This window comes from Halorubrum sp. FL23, from assembly GCF_052439115.2.
Lineage (GTDB): Archaea > Halobacteriota > Halobacteria > Halobacteriales > Haloferacaceae > Halorubrum > Halorubrum persicum.
Window position 1 is genome coordinate 1 of sequence record NZ_JBQVRO020000009.1, and the last position, 15,571, is coordinate 15,571.

A 15,571-nucleotide genomic window follows, 5' to 3' on the forward strand; every position below is an offset into this window, starting at 1 on the left:
CGACGACAGCGACGACGACGATTCCGACGACAGCGACGACGACGATTCCGACGACAGCGACGACGACGATTCCGACGGCGGTGACGGTGGATCCGGCGGAGGCGGTACCGGTGGCGCCGACGGTGACGACGGTACCGACGATGACGGAACCGACGGCGACGACGGTGCTGACGGCGACGATGGCACCGACGGAACCGACGGCGACGACGGTGCCGACGGCGACGATGGCACCGACGGAACCGACGGCGACGACGGTGCCGACGGCGACGATGGCACTGACGGTACCGACGGAACCGACGGAACCGACGGCGACGACGGTTCCGACGACGGTATTCCCGGCTTCGGAACGCTCGTCGCGCTCGTCGCTGTCGTCGCGGCCGCGCTGCTCGCGACTCGCAACGGCGACTGAATAGCGCGGTTCGACCACCCCGTTTTCGTTTTATTTGGTGTGAAATGGAGTCCGCTAGACGCGTCGCTCCGTATCGACGCGATCGGTGAAAGAGACGCAACAGGGGATGCGAAGGGATCGACCGATCGAAGCGCGAGTCAGTCGATCACGACGCATGGGACGAACCGCTCGCTTCGCTCACCGCCCGCTCCCTGATTCGAACCGCCTGCCGGTTCCCTCACCGCCTCGCTATCGCTCGGCGGTTCAGTGTACGGGCCGGGAGGGATCCACGCGAGCAAAGCGAGCGTGGAGCCAGTCGCGCCCGTGACCGAACGAAGTGAAGGGAACGGGTGCGACGGGATTCGAACCACGCCCAGACGTGCTCGCTCACTCCGTTCGCTGCGCGCGACTGGTCTCTTCGAGTCCCTGCCGACCGGTTCACTCGACGGTTCGCGTTGCTCACCGTCTCGTTGCACGGGCCGGGAGGGATTCGAACCACGGTCACTCCGCAAGCTCCGTTCCCTGATTCGAATCCCCTCCCTCAGCACAGTTCCGCCGCTCGCGATATGCTCGCGGCGGTACAGCGGGCCGGGAGGGATTCGAACCCCCGACCGTCCGGTTAAAAGCCGGACGCTCTCCCTAACTGAGCTACCGGCCCAGACACGAATCCGTACGGAGAGACCACGGATAAACGTTTAGAAACCGCGTGCGGCGGGGGGATCGCCCGGCGATCCGAAACGGTTTCCGAGGGGGCGCCGTCGCCGCGAGCATGGAGTTCGACATGCGCGCGTTCGCCGCCGACCTCTGCCGGTTCGCCTCCACGGCCGGCGAGGAGGCGGCCGCCGCCGACTTCGTCGAGGGCGAGCTCGACGCGCTGGGGTTCGAGACGCACGCGTGGGACGCCGACCCGGCGCTGCTCGCCGACCACCCCTCCTTCCCGGACGACCTCGACGAGGCGGACGTGGCCGGCCGCCGGAGCGTCGCGGGCGTGCTCGCGCTCGGCGGAGCCGGAGCGGGCGACGATGACGCGACCGACGACGGCGGCGGAGCGACCGACGACACCCCGACGGTCGTCTTGAACGGCCACGTCGACGTGGTCCCCGCCGAGCCCGCCGAGTGGTCGAGCGACCCGTTCGAGCCGGTGTGGGGCGGGCGCGGCGGCGACGGGGACGGCGGCGGCGACGACGACAGCGAGACCCTCACCGCCCGCGGCGCGGCGGACATGAAGTCGGGGGTCGCGGCCTGCGTCGGCGCGGCGCTCGACGTGCGGGAGGCGGTCGCCGAGGGCGCGGTCGACCTCCTGGACGCCGGGCTCCGGGTCGTCGTCGAGGCGGTCGCCGGCGAGGAGGACGGCGGGTACGGGGCCGCGACCGCGGCGCTCGCGAACCCCTACCCCTTCGAGCGCGACGCCGCGATCGTCGCGGAGCCGACGGAGCTGCGTCCCGTCGTCGCCTGCGAGGGGTCGCTGATGGCGCGGCTGGAGCTGTCCGGCCGGAGCGCGCACGCCGCCACGCGCTGGCGCGGCGAGGACGTGCTCCCGCGGTTCGAGGCGATCCGGAAGGCGTTCGACGAGTTGGAGACGGAGCGCGGCGAGGCGGTCGACCACCCCCTGTACGAGGAGTTTCCGGTGCCGTGGCCGGTCGTGTGCGGGACGGTCGAGGCCGGCTCGTGGGCGTCGACGGTGCCGGCGGCGCTGACCGCCGAGTTCCGGATCGGCGTGGCGCCGGGCGAGACGGTCGACGAGGTGGAAGAGGCGTTCCGCGCGCGGCTTGACGAGGTGGTCGACGGCGACCCGTGGCTCCGCGACCACCCGCCGACGTTCGAGCGGTTCTCGGTGCAGTTCGAGCCCGCGGAGGTCGCGGTCGACGAGCCGATCGTCGAGGCCGTGCGGGCGGGGATCGGCGAGACCGGACTCCCGGACGCGGAGCCGACGGGCGCGACCTACGGCGCCGACTCCCGGCACTACGTCGCGGCGGGGATCCCGACGGTCCTGTTCGGGCCGGGGAGCATCGCGGAGGCGCACTACCCGGACGAGACGATCGCGTGGGGGGAGGTCGAGCGGGGGCGGGACGCGATCGCCGCGGCGGTCGGCCGCTTCGCCGCGGATTACGCCGGGTCCGACTCGGAGAAGTAGTCGTCGAGCGCCTCCGCCACGAGGTCGCCGGGGGCGACGTTCCGGTTCGAGGCGCGGCGCCTGAGCTCCACGTAGGCGTCGAGCGGGAGCCGGAGCCCGACGTGGCCGAGCTCGACGCCGGCCTCGCGGACCGCGGCCTCGATGTCGCTCCCGTCGTTGACGGCGGAGGCGATGGCGCGCACCTCTCGGACCGTGAGGTCGCCGTCGATGGTCGCCCACGCCAGCAGGTAGCGGTCGGTCCCCCCGAGTCGCGCGACGTGCTTCGCCGCGCTCGGCGCGATCTGTCCGCTCGCGACCTGCCTGCGGATCGCCTGCGGGAGGTCGTGGACGCGCGCCCACTTCCGGATGAACGCCACCGAAACGTCGTCGCCGGCGCGCTCGGCGGCCGCCTTGTACGAGCCGACGCCGCGGACGAGCGCGGCGCAGGCGGCGGCCCCCCGGAGCATCAGCACGTGGTCGTCGTCGCCGACATCGCCGGCCGCGAAGCGCGCGACCGTTTCGGCCGCCTCGGCGACGCTCTCGGGGTCGTCCGGGTCGAACCCCACCGCCTCGGCGGCGCGCTCGCCCGTGACCTCCGGGTCCGACCGGACGACCGGCTCGCCGACGGGAGAGCGTCTGTCCGCGGGTGACTCCTCGTTCATACCTTACCACTTCGAGTGCGCGCACATAAGCGGCCGGCACCGGGCAGGTTTCGCTGACGACGACGACGCCCGAGACGCCCGGCGAGCCGGCAGGGCGACGCGCGAACCCAGCGCGTGCGGCCGACGAGGAGGGGTTTTTATCTGACGACCGAGACCTCGCGGCATGGACGAACGCGTACGCGAACACGCGGAACTGCTCGTCGACTGGAGCGCGCGGATCGAGGCCGGCGACGATGTGGTCGTGAGCGTCGCCGAGGACGCCCACGATCTGGGCGTCGCCGTCGTCGAGGCGCTCGGCGAGCGGGGCGCGAACGCGACCACCCTGTACGGATCGGCGGAGGTCTCGCGGGCGTATCTGAAAGGCGCCGAGGCGGGGGCGGACGGCGACGGCGGCGACGGTGTCCCCGCATTCGACGACGACCCGGCGGTCGAGCGCGCGCTGTTCGAGGCCGCGGACGCCTACCTCCGGATCGGCGGGGGACGCAACACGACCGCGACGGCGGACGTGTCGAGCGCGACGCGGCAAGCCTACGCGACGGCGAGACGTGACGCGCGCGAGGCGCGGATGGACACCGACTGGGTGTCGACGGTCCACCCCACGCGCTCGCTCGCCCAGCAGGCCGGGATGGCCTACGAGGAGTACCGCGAGTTCGTCTACGACGCCGTGCTCCGCGACTGGGAGGCGCTCGCCGACGAGATGGCGGCGATGAAGGACGCGCTCGACGCCGGCGAGGAGGTCCGGATCGTCACCGAGCGCGACGGCGCCCCCGACACCGACGTGTCGATGTCGATCGCGGGCCGGACCGCGGTCAACTCCGCCGCCTCCGTGGCGTACGACTCCCACAACCTCCCCTCCGGCGAGGTGTTCACCGCCCCCGTCGACACCGAGGGCGAGGCGTTCTTCGATGTGCCGATGACGATCGACGCGACGCGCGTCCGAGACGTGCACCTCGTCTTCGAGGACGGCGAAGTCGTCGACTTCTCGGCGGGCGCCGGCGAGGACGCGCTCGCGAGCGTGCTCGACACGGACGCCGGCGCCCGGCGGCTCGGCGAGCTCGGGATCGGGATGAACCGCGGGATCGATCGGTTCACCGACTCGATCCTCTTCGACGAGAAGATGGGCGACACGGTCCACCTCGCGGTGGGACGCGCGTACGACGCCTGCCTGCCGGAGGGCGACTCCGGCAACGACAGCGCGGTCCACGTCGACATGATCAGCGACGTGAGCGAGCGCTCCCGGCTGGAGATCGACGGCGAGGTCGTCCAGCGCAACGGCACGTTCCGGTGGGAGGAGGGGTTCGAGGGCTGACCGATCGAAGTCGTGGACGGCGTACGGTATTTAAGTAAATACGTCGGTGCGGTGGCGCGCGCCTCCGAGCGGCCGCCGATGGCGGCCGCGAGGAGCGCGTGCGAGGGAGTCGCTGGCGGCTGTCGCCGCCAGCGACGAGGCTGGGGAGGTGTGAGGCTGTGTGGTTTGGGTCGGGTGGGACTCAAAGGGGCAGTCGCTGAGGCGGGCGTAGGCGACGTAAGGACCGCAAGGAGGGAGCGGAGCGAGCGACTGAGGACCGCAGCGAGCCTACGCCCGCCTCAGCGGCTGGGGCTTTGGAGGTGTCCATCGTCGATCCGCCGTCAACAGCCGTTATAAGTGAGCGGCTAGGGCTTTGGAGGTCCTCACCGCGGAGTCGTCGGCGAGGTATAAATGCCCGACAGTAACGTAAAGATCGAGCCCCTACTTCTGTAGCGCGTCGAGGTGGAACTCGAAGGCGGCGACGGGCACCTCCAGGTCGTGTTCGACGAGCACGGCGGGGTGAACCTCGCCGATCACGCCGACCTCCTCGCCGTCGATCACGACCGCGGCGGTCCGCCCGTCGATGAAGGAGGGGTGCTCCGTGCGGGGCGTCTCCAGTTCCGCGCCGAAGTCGTCACACACGGACTGCAGGCGGCCCTTCGCGGCCTCGTAGGAGGCGTCGCGCCGGGCGACCGCGCCGGCGACGTGGCGGCGCTCGGCGACGTTCGTGTCCGTCGTCTCGTCGCGCTCGGCCGCGAAGCCGACCTCCGCGACGTCCTGCGGGTACGCGTTGTGGGTGTTCCGTTCGAGCAGCATCAGGAGGGACGGGAGCGCCCACGTGCGGAGCTGGGTGTACTCCTCGCTGTACGGCTCCGTGATCGCGACGGGGTCGCCGCCGCCGAAGGCGTCGCTTCCCGGCTCGACGTGCATGCGGTCGTAGTTCTCGGTCCCGCTCGTCATGTGGAAGTTGAGCAGGTCCTCGAAGCCGAGCCCGACGAGGCTCGTCCGGACCGCGTCCTCCAGCCGGGAGCGCTCGTGGCGCCCGCCGACCGTCCCCACGTCGGGGTAGCGCGGCTCCAAGTTGTCGAAGCCGTAGGCCCGCCCCACGTCGTCGACCAGATCGAGCGGGTGGAGCACGTCGACGCGGTACGGCGGGATCTCCACCTCGTAGGTCACGTCCTCGTCGAGGGTGTAGGAGGCGTCGAGGCCGGCGCGCTCGAAGCAGTCGACGACCTCCTCGGGCTCGAAGTCGACGCCGAGGAGGGTCTCGATGCGGTCGTGGCCGACCGCCTTCTCGTCGGTGTCGAGGTTCGGGCGGACCAGCTCCGCGCCGTACTCGCTCGGGTGCGTCGCGCCGTCGGCGTAGTTCACCTCGACCGCCTCGATCGTCGCGCCGCGGGCGGAGAGCGCGTAACAGATGATGTTGCACATCCGGTCGATCGTCCACTGGTCGGTGCCGGTGAGCTCGACGAACAGCTCGCGGGAGCCGGTCGTCACCTCGGTCCGCTTCCCGTTGATGACGGGCGGGAACGAGAACAGGCCGAGCTCGTCGTAGATCGCGGGGTAGCGGTCGAGTTCCTCGACGAGGTCGGCGTACGTCTGCCCCGTGTCGTGCTCGGCGAGCACCTCGAACGGGGTCAGCTCGTCGTTCGCGTCCAACGGGACGAACGTGTCGCCGTCGGGGGCGACGCCGCGGTAGGTGATCGACGGCTCCGCGCCCTCCTGCAGCGGCGCGCCCTTGACCATCGCGAGGTCGTGGATGCCGACGGCGCCCTTCGCGCGGCCGCGCCCCATCGTCGCGTGCAGCTTCTCCTGGAGCTGGATCAGCGAGTCGAGCGCGCCCTCGTCGAGGTCGACGCCGCGGACCACGGCGCCGGTGACGTACGGGCGCTCGTCCGGGACCGACTCGTCGACCTCGATGGTCCACTCGGGGTCGTTCGTCTCGGGGACGTAGACGCCCCGGTCGTCGCCGTAGTGGTAGCGCAGCGATCGCGCGACCCCCTCGACGGAGAGGCGGTCGAGCCGGTCGGGCGCGAACTCGAACTGGAGGAGGCCGTCGTCGGTCTCGCCTTCGAACTCCAACCCGAGCCCGAACAGGTCCTCCTTGAACTCCTCGTCGGTGGTGTCGGTGCGGCCGGTGAGCCCGCGCAGCTCGTCGGTGTCGATGTCGACGACGGGCATCAGTAGCTCACCTCCGCGTCACGCAGGAACTCGATGTCCGCCAAGGTCCCGTGGAGGTCGCGGATGTCCTCCGCGCCGGTGGTCAGCATGGCGAGCCGTTCGAGGGCGAGCCCCCACGCCATCACGTCGCAGTCGACGCCGAGCGGGCCGGTGACCTCCTCGCGGAAGACGCCCGAGTTGCCGATCTCGATCTCCTCGCCGGTCTCGGGGTGTTCCCCGAACAGCTCGAAGGAGGGCTCCGTGTAGGGGTTGTAGTGCGGCTTGAACCGGATGTCCGTGATGCCGAACTGCCGGTAGAACTCCTCGAAGGTGCCCATCAGGTCGCGCACCGAGAGGTCCTCGGCCATCACCCACCCCTCGATCTGGAAGAACTCCAGCAGGTGCGTCGGGTCGAGCGTGTCGTTGCGGTACACCTTCTCGACGGAGAAGTAGCGCTGGGGCGGCTCCAGCCCCGCGCCCGCGATCCCCGAGAGGTACCGCATCGAGAGCGAGGTGGTGTGGCCGCGGAGGGCGACCTCGCGGGCGAACTCCTGTGACCACGGCGAGTGGTAGCCGTCGCCGTCGATCCCCCAGCCGTCGCGGTGAGCCGCCTCGACGCGGGCCATCAGCTCGTCCGGAATCCCCTCCATCGGCGGCACGTCGAGCGCGAACCGGTCCCAGTGGGTCCGCGCCGGGTGGTCCTGGGGCATGAACAGGCAGTCGTTGATCCAGAAGTCGCTGTCGGCGTGGGGACCCTCCATCTCCTGGAAACCCATGCCGACCAGCACGTCCTTCACCCGGTCCGCGGTCCGGCGGAGGACGTGTTTCCGGCCGCCTCGCGTCGTTGGCGCGTCGGCCTCGACGTTGTACGCCGAGAACTCCACGTCGCGCCACTCGCCGCTGGCGAGCAGCTCCGGGGTGAGCTCCGACACCGTCTCGGTCGCCTCGACGCCCGTCATGAGCGCGTCGACGCCGTCGTCGGTGAGCGTCACCGACCGAGTGACGGATTCGCCGCGGTCGACGAGTCCACGGGAGTCCAGCTGGTCGAGCACGGCGTCGTCGGCGTCCGGGGCCGCGCCGTCGGCAAGCGCGGCGAGCGCGGCCGCCTCGGGGTCGGCGTCGGGATCGGCGGCCGGGTCGGCGGTCAGTTCGCCCGAGTCGATCGAGCCGAACCCCTTGCGCGCGAAGTTCGAGAGCGCGATGTCGACCTCGGGGCCGTCGAGGTCCGCCTCGCCGATGACTCGCCCCATCGAGACGGCGGACTCGTCGGCGCCGAGCGCGAGTCCGGCGCGGTAGAGCCGCGTCTCCGGGAGCTCGACGTCGACGTACCGACGGCCCTCGTCGGTCAGGTCGAGCGTCTCGGCGGCCGTCTCGACGACGGACAGGAGTCCCTCGTCGCGGAGATCGAAGGCGGCGCCGGTGACCGTCTCGGGTTTCAGCCCGGTCTCCGACGCGATCTCGTCTATCGTCCGTTCGTCCGTCGCGCTCGCGGCTTCGAGGACCGCGAGCTGTCGTTCCGGGAGTCGCATTCGAGTTGTCTGTATACGCGTCTGGCTGGTTGGTAACGGTTCCGGCACGTCGCCGGCGATCCGCGCGGGTGCACCATCCCGCCGTAGGGCGGAGCCGCCGCGCGGGGTTCGCAAGAGCGGAGGTGGCCCACCCACCCCGCCGTGAGCTAATCCGACCCCGAACGCCTCGTCGTCGGTCCCGGCGGCGATACCGCTTCGCGCGGTCGTGTGTTGGAGGTGCGAGGGAGGACCGGGGACGACCGTCCGCTCGCGATAGAGTATCAGTATCGATAAATTAGGCGGGGGTATTATACGTCTGTTCGACCCTGAAACGGGTATGAGCAGCGCAACGACGAACGCTCGGGGTCACGAGTCGGTCTCAGAGGCGGTCCGCGTCGAACACAGCGACGACGGGGTATCGCCGAGTCGCGCCGTCGTCGAGGCCGTCTCTGACGCCGCCGGCGTCGAGCCGGTGGACCTGGCCGACGAAGCCGGGATCGTCCTCTACGAGCACGTGGACTTGGACGCGCTGGACACGCTCGTGGCCAGCCACCCGGAAGTCGACCTCGACGTCTCCCTTTCCGTCGCCGGCTACGCGGTCAGCGTCGACGCGACGGCGGCCGTCGTCCAGCCCTCCCGGTAACGGGCCGACGCAGCGACCGACTGCGGCGGCTCACTCCGCCTCCGACCCCTCTCGCTCTCGCAGCGCCGCGATCCGATCGCCGAGCGGCGGCTGCACCTCGAACCACGTCGACCAGTCGCCGGTCTCCGGCTCGACGCCGCGGATCGCCGCCACGCGCTCGAACGCGTCGGCGACGCGACCCGCGCCGACCGCGTCCGCGGCGCGGTCGTCGGCCGCGTACTGCACCCGTCGCCCGACCCAGAACGCCGCGAGGCCGACGGCGACGAGCGACGCGAACCCCGCGTCGAACGGGACCGTCGCGGTGACGATCGCTGCCAACACGCCGACGACGGCCGCGACCGCGACGGCGCGGAACTCGCCGTAGTACGTCTCGACGCGGCCGGCCTCGGCCGCGAGGAGGCCGAGCGCGACGTCCTCGTCCACGTCGTCGAGGACGGCCTCCGAGAGGAACAACACGCGCCGCCGAGGCGGGCCGCGGACCGCGACCTCGACGCGGCCGACCCCGTCGTTTGCGCCGCCCGCTTCGTCCGCACCGCGGCGCTCGATCGCGACCCGGTCCGCCTCGAGCCCCGCCGTCTCGCGGAGGAAGTCGAGCCGGCCGCGCTCGCCGTCGGTCGGCTCCCGGAGATCCCGGAACCGATCGGCCGCGTACAGGGGACCGATCTCGACGGCGAGAAACGTCAGAACGGCGACGCCGACGAGCAGAGCGACCGTGAGCATCGTCAGCGAGTGCGTGCCGGAGCCGGAAAAAGGCGCGACTTCGCGATCCGCACGGGAGAGGCGACGGCGATGCCCGTCAGCCGGGGACTCGCCGGGCGAGCTCCCGGACCGCGGCCGCCGCGGCGCTGTCGGGCGCGGTGTCGACGACCGGTCGCTCCTCGACGACCGATCGGCCGACCCTCGGGTCGGCGGGGACGACCGACGCGGGGGCGCCGAGCGCATCGGCGATCGCGCCGGTCGGCGGCTCCTCGGTCACGCGATTGACCGCGCAGCCGACGAGCCCGGCGTCGAGTTCCCGGGCGAGCTCGCGGGTTCGGATCGCGTCGGCCAGCGCGAACGCCCGCGGCGACACGACGAGCAGACACGCGTCCGCGACCGCGAGCGGTACGCCGGCGTCAGCACGCCGCCCCGCGGGACAGTCGAGGACGACGGTGCCGCGCGCCCGCTCGATCGCCGCCACCGCCGCTTCGAGCCGCCGGAGGTCGGCCGCTCGCGCGCCGGCGAGGGTCCGACCGCAGGGGACGATGTCGACCGGCCCGGCCCGCAGGGTCTCGATCGGGTCGGCGGCGCCGGCGAGCGCGTCGTGGAGGTCCGGACCGCGACCGCCGGGGAGGTCCGCCATCCCGAGATCGGCGTCGACGACGACGGCGTCGAGGGCGGCGGCGACGTTGTACGCGAGCGTCGTCTTCCCGACGCCGCCCTTGCCGCCGGCGACGGCGAGGATCACGCGAGTCGCTCCAGCGCCTCGACGGGCGCGTCGGTCGCCTCCGCGCGCGCCGCGAGCGCCGACGCGCGTTCGCTCAGCGCTCGGAGCCGCGTCGCGTCCGCTGCGACGCGCTCGTCGAGCCCGGAGAGCTCCTCGACGCCGTCGGCCTCCGCGACCACCTCCGTCGCGGTCGCGACGTCGGCGTCGGTCAGCCGCTCCGCCCGGGCGATCCGCGCCTCGACCGCCTCGAGTTGGGCGTCGACCGCACCGGACCACTCCACCGCTCCCGACGGCGGGGCGGCGGAACGGCCGGGCGCTTCGCCGACGTCGGGCGGGGAGTTCGGGCCGGTCGGAGGGTCTGAATCGTTCGTTTCGCCTCTCTTGCTCATCCCGTCTGCAGTCCCTGCGACCGCGTCTCTCGGCGGGCGGTGGTCGCCGAGCCGTTGGAGGGCGGCGGCCGCCGCCGACGCCGCCCCGTCGTCCGCGTCTGTCGGAGCGTTCTCTCCCGACCGCTCCACCGGATCGACCGCCGTCACCTCGGCGACCTCGACCGGCGGGTCGGCCGGCTGGGCGCGGGCCGCGAAGCCGAGCGCCCGCCGCTCACCGGGGGCGAGACGCAGGGTCACGCCCCCTTCGTCCCACCCCTCCTCGGCGACGCCTCCTCGACGAGGGGGGAGCACGGGGGCGTCGAGCCGGCTCTCGATCCGGACGCGCCGCGGGACGGCGTCGTCGTTGCGCACGCGGCACCGAACCAGCGACACGTCACCCTCCCGGTCGACGTCCCACGCGAAGTCCATACGGCGGGTGCCGCGGTACCACACTTAAACTGCAGGCGGGGGGCACAGTGACCGTCGAGGGGAGCCGGAGAACCGCTTATTGTCCGCGAGGATATGCGTCCCGTATGAACGAGTCGGCGGTGTTCGACCGCGTGGTGACCGCGCTCGACGAGCGGAACTACGAGCCGCTGGTCCACGTTCCGGAGGCGCACAGCGACGCGTACGCCGACGTGCTCGACCGCTGCCGGCGCCACGAGATCACGATCCGGGGGCGGTACCCCGACGTGCTCGGGTTCACCGACGCGAACCGCGTGTTCGCGATCGAGGTGAAGGGGTCGACGAACCTCCTGCGAGGCATCGGACAGGCGCTGACCTACCAGCAGGGCGCCCACGTGTCGTACCTCGCCGGCCACGGGGAGGCGGTGAGACCGCACGCCGACCTGCTCCGCTCGAAGGGCGTTGGCGTCATCGGGGTCGAGGAGGACGGCGCGACCGCGTGGCGCTCGCCGCCGAGCGCGGAGTCGACCGCGGAGGTCGCGGACATCGAGGGGCAGCTGTCGCTCCGGTTCCGCGGGAACGAGTTCGGCGGCGATATCACGACGCTGAGCCTCGCGCAGCCGCTCAACTACTTCGCGCCGGTCGTCGCGCTCGACAGATACGGCCCGCTCGCCCGCGACGAGCTCGTCGACGCGATCGCCGACGAGTACGGCTTCGGCGCCGGCGACGAGACCGTCGCGAGCGCGCGTACCCTCGGGCTGGTCTCGGCGGGGTCGCCGCACGAACTGACCGAACAGGGGGGACTGGCCGCGACGGTGCTCCGCGGCTACGGAATCGAAGCCCTCGACGACCTGCGCCTGACGAAGGAGGACGTGGGTCGGCGCACCGTCGCCGAGGTCCACCCGCCGCTCGCGATACTGCTCCGGAACTCGTTCGTCAGACACCCCGAGTTCGGGCTGCTGCTCGACGCGCTCCGAAAGGAGGGGCCGCGCGTGCAGTTCCTCGATCTCGTCGAGCGCCTCGTCCGCGAGTACCCGAACGTCTTCCTGAGCGCGTTCTGTACGACCCGGGGCGCGACCCGCGCTCGGGAGCTGATCGAGCGCGGTGAGACCGCCCAGCTCTACCGAGACCGGGACGTCTGGACGGACGTGATCCGGACCAACGTCCTGTTCAACTTCGTCCAACAGCTGAAACACGTGGGCGTCCTCGCGCCCGAGACGCGCAGCCACAGCGGCGCGATCGCCGAGTACGACCCCGACGCGAAGCCGTGGATCGTCGCGGACGCGGAGTGAGAGGTTCGGGACGGGTGGCGGCCGGGATCTGGCGATCGGCGTTCGGCTCGCGGCGCGACGGACGCTGGTTCGACCGTCGAACGACTATACCGACGAAGTGAGAACGATCCTGAAAGGATTCGGCACCGACGAAGCGGCCGTTGACGAGGCGGCTATCACCGAGTATCTACGATCTCACACCGAAGAGCTGGAAGTGGTATCCAAGAATACACTACTGACTGGCAGGAACCACAGGTTACGACGCGCCGTGACAAGTCCTTCGACGAGGTGTCGACGCGTCGCGTTGCGTCGACGCTTGTGAACGTCGTCGACGAATTCGGGCCTGAAAAACGAGATATCAGATTCCGAACCGTCATTAGTCGGTGGAATATCACCCGTCTCGGGAAGAATATCCGCCAGTCACTCAACAAGACAGCGCGCAAGCAAAATCGACGGGATGCGGTGTGTCTTCACGACAGCTTTATGTGACCCGGTGAGCGCCCCGACACGATTACACTCCGAACTAACACGGGGACTGCGAGTCGGTCTGCTGATGAGATTCCTCTCGAAGAGCTCGCACGGGCAGGCCATCTGATACTCGAAGCAGGTACCCGGATGACACGTGAGGATCTCGTACTCGAAATCGTGCGTCTCTACGGCTATCAGCGTACCGGCTCCAAGATTAGGGCACACATCAACGATGCCATCGACATTCTGGTCTCCGAGAATTGTGCGAAACTCAGTGCGTCCGGCGAGACAATCGAATGTATCAATGTTAACGCGGACCGTATTCTGTTCAACCGAATTTACGAGTAAGTTTGTAACGACATTGTTTCGCTAACCCAAAATCTCGTTTATAACCAAGAGACTCTGTTGAACTCCTACAAATCCGCCACTATATATGAAATTTGATACCATTCAGAATTAATCATTCGTTGTCATATTTCCTCAAATGAGGCAAACGTTTTATAAAATCGTTTCGGGATTTAAGACGAAAGGTATTATTTCTGATGACTTTCTAACGTATCTGTTTGTTCTCGGAGCTATTCTAATTTTCTTTGGTTGGATCCTCAATAGATGATATCTCTATATATTCCAGAATATGATTATTCGGAATATGATTATTCAGAATATTTTTATTCGACACTCACTAATTCAGCGCCATGACAGACTTCGTGAACCGCTCGGAGGAGTTAGATCGGCTTCACGGCCTTTTCGACTCGGAGAACGCGGATCTCGCCGTCGTGTACGGACGGCGACGACTGGGAAAGACGAGACTCGTCAAGAAGGCACTTGAGGGACGAGAGAACGCGGTCTTCTACCAAGCACGACAGAAGACACGAGAGCTCCAGCTGGAACAGTTCGTCGAAGCTGCGGCTGACACGTTCCCTGGTATCGAAGACATTCGGCCCGACTGGGAGCGGCTGTTCAGATATCTGGCCGACCAGCATGCGATCGTCGTCCTCGACGAGTTTCCGTACCTGATCGAACAAGACGAGAGTCTTCCGTCGGTCTTACAGGCGTTGTTCGACCACGAGTTCGATGAGTCGGAGACGACGTTCGTTCTCGTCGGGTCGTCGATCAGCATGATGGAGGAAGCGACGCTGTTCGGAGACAGCCCGCTATACGGGCGAACCTCCCTCACGCTCGACATCCGTGAACTCTCGTTCGACGCCGCGACGGAGTTTCTCCCGGACGATGCGACGGCGGACGAGGCCGTGCGTACGTGGAGTGTGTTCGGTGGCGTTCCCTACTACCTCGAGGAACTCGACGCCGATCGGTCGCTCGGCGAGAACATCCAGCAAACGGTGCTGACTCGTCACGGCTCGCTCCGCAACGAGCCGGAGCACGTCCTCCGGATGGAACTGACGGAGCCGACGCGCTACTTTTCGATCCTCGAAGCGATCGCCGGCGGGGCGACCGGCCGCAACGAGATCGCCGGCGTGACCGGTATCGATTACAACCAGCTATCGACGTATTTGGACCGGCTCTCGCGGCTCCGGCTCATCGAACGACACGTGCCGGTGACTGAGAAGCCCGAACGATCTAAACGAAGCCAGTATCGGCTTCGTGACCCGCTCTTCCGGTTCTGGTTCCGATTCCTGTACGGGAGCTCGGATCGCTATGACCAGTTCGGAGACGAGGCCTACGAACGACTCGTCGAACCGGAGATGGCCGACTTCGTCGCTCCCGCCTTCGAGCAACTGTGTTGTGAGGCCCTGTGGACGCTGTACGATGAGACGCCGATCGTCGATGTCGGACAGTGGTGGTATCAGGACCACGAGATCGACGTCGTCGGACTCACCGACGAGGACACGCTCGTCGTCGGCGAGTGTAAGTATCAGGAATCGCCTCTCGACTACGGCGCGCTGGCGTCACTGGAGACGCACGTCGAGGAACTCCGCTGGCAGCCGTCGGGCGGCGGCACGCGGACCGTCGAATACGCGCTGTTCTCCCGGAGCGGGTTTACGGATAGCGTCCACGAAGCCGCTGTCGAGCGTGACGATGTACGCCTTTATACGATCGACGACGCCGTCGCCGCACTTAGAAAATGAACGACTGAACCGTGGGTAACGCGAGATAGTGGAGAATTATTCTCGCCGCTCAGTGAGCGTTTCCTCCAACTCCGTCGCTGCGCGCTCGAAGTGCTCGGCGAGAAACGACGTTCCGGATGCAACCCGGTCTTCGAGGAACGCGACGGCGTCGGCGATCTCGTCAGCGTCGATATCCCCTGCCGCCACGCAGTCGACGTACCCGTCGAGTGCTCGCGTGAACCCCTGCGAGAAGTGGTCGTACGCCCCATCAACGCGCTCCATATTCTCGTCCAGCGATTCGACGAGGGCACGATACACTGCCGCTGCCGACGCGTACCGTCCCTGATCGCGATACTCGCTCGCGAGGTCGAACCATTCCGAGAAGTCGATGGGTTCGAAGACGACGAAGTAGTCGGGATTCGTCTCCTCGAACTGCCGGTCGATCGCAGCGCGCAGGTCGGCGACCGACCGCGTCGACGACTCACCGAAACGGGCGAAGAAGCGTTCGCGGGCGGAAGCGTCAGTCGCCAGCGTCTCACGGAGGAACTCCCGGAGGTCGTCGGCGTCGGCCGCCTCGAGTGCGGCGTCGAGTTGATCGCCCTCGTCCGGAGGACAGTCGTCGATACACCGAAGCAACACGGCGACGATGTGCTTACACGCCTCCGGTCCGTCGTACGGGCAGTTACACAACGGATCGAACCCCTCGCCTGAGAGGTCAATACGCACCTCCGATCTTTGCCTCGTCTCCGAAATTGCTATCCCGGCGACGCATGGAGGTATCATCAACGGGGTAGTGTTCTCGATA

Annotated in this window: 12 protein-coding genes, 1 tRNA gene and 1 pseudogene; 6 read left to right on the plus strand and 8 right to left on the minus strand. The window is 68.7% G+C overall.

Annotated features, from left to right (window positions below; genetic code table 11):
- A partial coding sequence (locus tag ACT4MF_RS11830) for a PGF-CTERM sorting domain-containing protein (protein WP_444682748.1) occupies positions 1-409 on the plus strand: 409 nt, incomplete at its 5' end.
- Positions 410-972: 563 nt separating this feature from the next.
- Here the strand turns inward: ACT4MF_RS11830 and ACT4MF_RS11835 are convergent.
- Positions 973-1,046 (minus strand) — tRNA-Lys (locus ACT4MF_RS11835).
- A gap of 111 nt (positions 1,047-1,157) precedes the next feature.
- Between ACT4MF_RS11835 and ACT4MF_RS11840 the strand changes: the two genes are divergently transcribed.
- Positions 1,158-2,522: a M20 family metallopeptidase gene (locus tag ACT4MF_RS11840; RefSeq protein ID WP_444682749.1), complete on the plus strand. Its 1,365-nt coding sequence runs from the start codon at positions 1,158-1,160 to the stop codon at positions 2,520-2,522.
- Here ACT4MF_RS11840 and ACT4MF_RS11845 read toward each other — a convergent pair.
- Positions 2,495-3,163 (minus strand): DUF7119 family protein, encoded by a 669-nt coding sequence (locus tag ACT4MF_RS11845; protein WP_099256135.1) that lies wholly within the window; start codon positions 3,161-3,163, stop codon positions 2,495-2,497. The genes ACT4MF_RS11840 and ACT4MF_RS11845 overlap by 28 nt on opposite strands.
- A 163-nt stretch (positions 3,164-3,326) precedes the next feature.
- Between ACT4MF_RS11845 and ACT4MF_RS11850 the strand changes: the two genes are divergently transcribed.
- On the plus strand, positions 3,327-4,472 hold the full coding sequence (locus tag ACT4MF_RS11850; protein ID WP_099256136.1) for an aminopeptidase: 1,146 nt from the start codon (positions 3,327-3,329) through the stop codon (positions 4,470-4,472).
- A 420-nt stretch (positions 4,473-4,892) separates the two neighbouring features.
- Here the strand turns inward: ACT4MF_RS11850 and pheT are convergent, their stop codons facing one another.
- Together pheT and pheS are read right to left on the minus strand one after the other, a co-directional pair.
- On the minus strand, positions 4,893-6,632 hold the full coding sequence (gene pheT, locus ACT4MF_RS11855; protein ID WP_444682750.1) for a phenylalanine--tRNA ligase subunit beta: 1,740 nt from the start codon (positions 6,630-6,632) through the stop codon (positions 4,893-4,895).
- A complete protein-coding gene (gene pheS, locus ACT4MF_RS11860) occupies positions 6,632-8,140 on the minus strand; it encodes a phenylalanine--tRNA ligase subunit alpha (RefSeq protein WP_444682751.1) in 1,509 nt (502 codons plus the stop codon). The genes pheT and pheS overlap by 1 nt, the downstream gene beginning before the upstream one ends.
- Positions 8,141-8,456: 316 nt before the next feature.
- Between pheS and ACT4MF_RS11865 the strand changes: the two genes are divergently transcribed.
- On the plus strand, positions 8,457-8,762 hold the full coding sequence (locus tag ACT4MF_RS11865; protein WP_444682752.1) for a HalOD1 output domain-containing protein: 306 nt from the start codon (positions 8,457-8,459) through the stop codon (positions 8,760-8,762).
- 30 nt (positions 8,763-8,792) lie between these two features.
- Here the strand turns inward: ACT4MF_RS11865 and ACT4MF_RS11870 are convergent, their stop codons facing one another.
- The 3 genes from ACT4MF_RS11870 to ACT4MF_RS11880 form a co-directional block, all read right to left on the minus strand.
- Complete coding sequence (locus ACT4MF_RS11870) at positions 8,793-9,482, minus strand: peptidase (protein WP_099256140.1); 690 nt, start codon at positions 9,480-9,482, stop codon at positions 8,793-8,795.
- A gap of 76 nt (positions 9,483-9,558) precedes the next feature.
- On the minus strand, positions 9,559-10,209 hold the full coding sequence (locus tag ACT4MF_RS11875) for a MinD/ParA family ATP-binding protein (RefSeq protein ID WP_099256141.1): 651 nt from the start codon (positions 10,207-10,209) through the stop codon (positions 9,559-9,561).
- Positions 10,206-10,985 (minus strand): DUF7857 domain-containing protein, encoded by a 780-nt coding sequence (locus ACT4MF_RS11880; RefSeq protein WP_444682753.1) that lies wholly within the window; start codon positions 10,983-10,985, stop codon positions 10,206-10,208. The genes ACT4MF_RS11875 and ACT4MF_RS11880 overlap by 4 nt, the downstream gene beginning before the upstream one ends.
- A gap of 104 nt (positions 10,986-11,089) precedes the next feature.
- Between ACT4MF_RS11880 and ACT4MF_RS11885 the strand changes: the two genes are divergently transcribed.
- Positions 11,090-12,253, plus strand: a complete 1,164-nt coding sequence (locus ACT4MF_RS11885) for a hypothetical protein (protein WP_444682754.1) — start codon at positions 11,090-11,092, stop codon at positions 12,251-12,253.
- Between the two features lie 1,142 nt (positions 12,254-13,395).
- On the plus strand, positions 13,396-14,787 hold the full coding sequence (locus ACT4MF_RS11890) for an ATP-binding protein (RefSeq protein ID WP_444682755.1): 1,392 nt from the start codon (positions 13,396-13,398) through the stop codon (positions 14,785-14,787).
- Between the two features lie 36 nt (positions 14,788-14,823).
- Here ACT4MF_RS11890 and ACT4MF_RS11895 read toward each other — a convergent pair.
- A pseudogene (locus tag ACT4MF_RS11895) lies at positions 14,824-15,519 on the minus strand (SWIM zinc finger family protein); the annotation flags it as partial.
- Positions 15,520-15,571: the final 52 nt, after the last annotated feature.

What these genes read in the sequence shown, in the direction of transcription:
- ACT4MF_RS11885 (WP_444682754.1), top strand. Translation starts at nt 11,090, where the DNA reads ATGAACGAGTCGGCGGTGTTCGACCGCGTGGTGACCGCGCTCGACGAG.
- ACT4MF_RS11845 (WP_099256135.1), bottom strand. Translation starts at nt 3,163, where the DNA reads ATGAACGAGGAGTCACCCGCGGACAGACGCTCTCCCGTCGGCGAGCCG.
- ACT4MF_RS11840 (WP_444682749.1), top strand. Translation starts at nt 1,158, where the DNA reads ATGGAGTTCGACATGCGCGCGTTCGCCGCCGACCTCTGCCGGTTCGCC.
- ACT4MF_RS11850 (WP_099256136.1), top strand. Translation starts at nt 3,327, where the DNA reads ATGGACGAACGCGTACGCGAACACGCGGAACTGCTCGTCGACTGGAGC.
- ACT4MF_RS11890 (WP_444682755.1), top strand. Translation starts at nt 13,396, where the DNA reads ATGACAGACTTCGTGAACCGCTCGGAGGAGTTAGATCGGCTTCACGGC.
- ACT4MF_RS11865 (WP_444682752.1), top strand. Translation starts at nt 8,457, where the DNA reads ATGAGCAGCGCAACGACGAACGCTCGGGGTCACGAGTCGGTCTCAGAG.
- ACT4MF_RS11880 (WP_444682753.1), bottom strand. Translation starts at nt 10,985, where the DNA reads ATGGACTTCGCGTGGGACGTCGACCGGGAGGGTGACGTGTCGCTGGTT.
- pheT (WP_444682750.1), bottom strand. Translation starts at nt 6,632, where the DNA reads ATGCCCGTCGTCGACATCGACACCGACGAGCTGCGCGGGCTCACCGGC.
- pheS (WP_444682751.1), bottom strand. Translation starts at nt 8,140, where the DNA reads ATGCGACTCCCGGAACGACAGCTCGCGGTCCTCGAAGCCGCGAGCGCG.
- ACT4MF_RS11870 (WP_099256140.1), bottom strand. Translation starts at nt 9,482, where the DNA reads ATGCTCACGGTCGCTCTGCTCGTCGGCGTCGCCGTTCTGACGTTTCTC.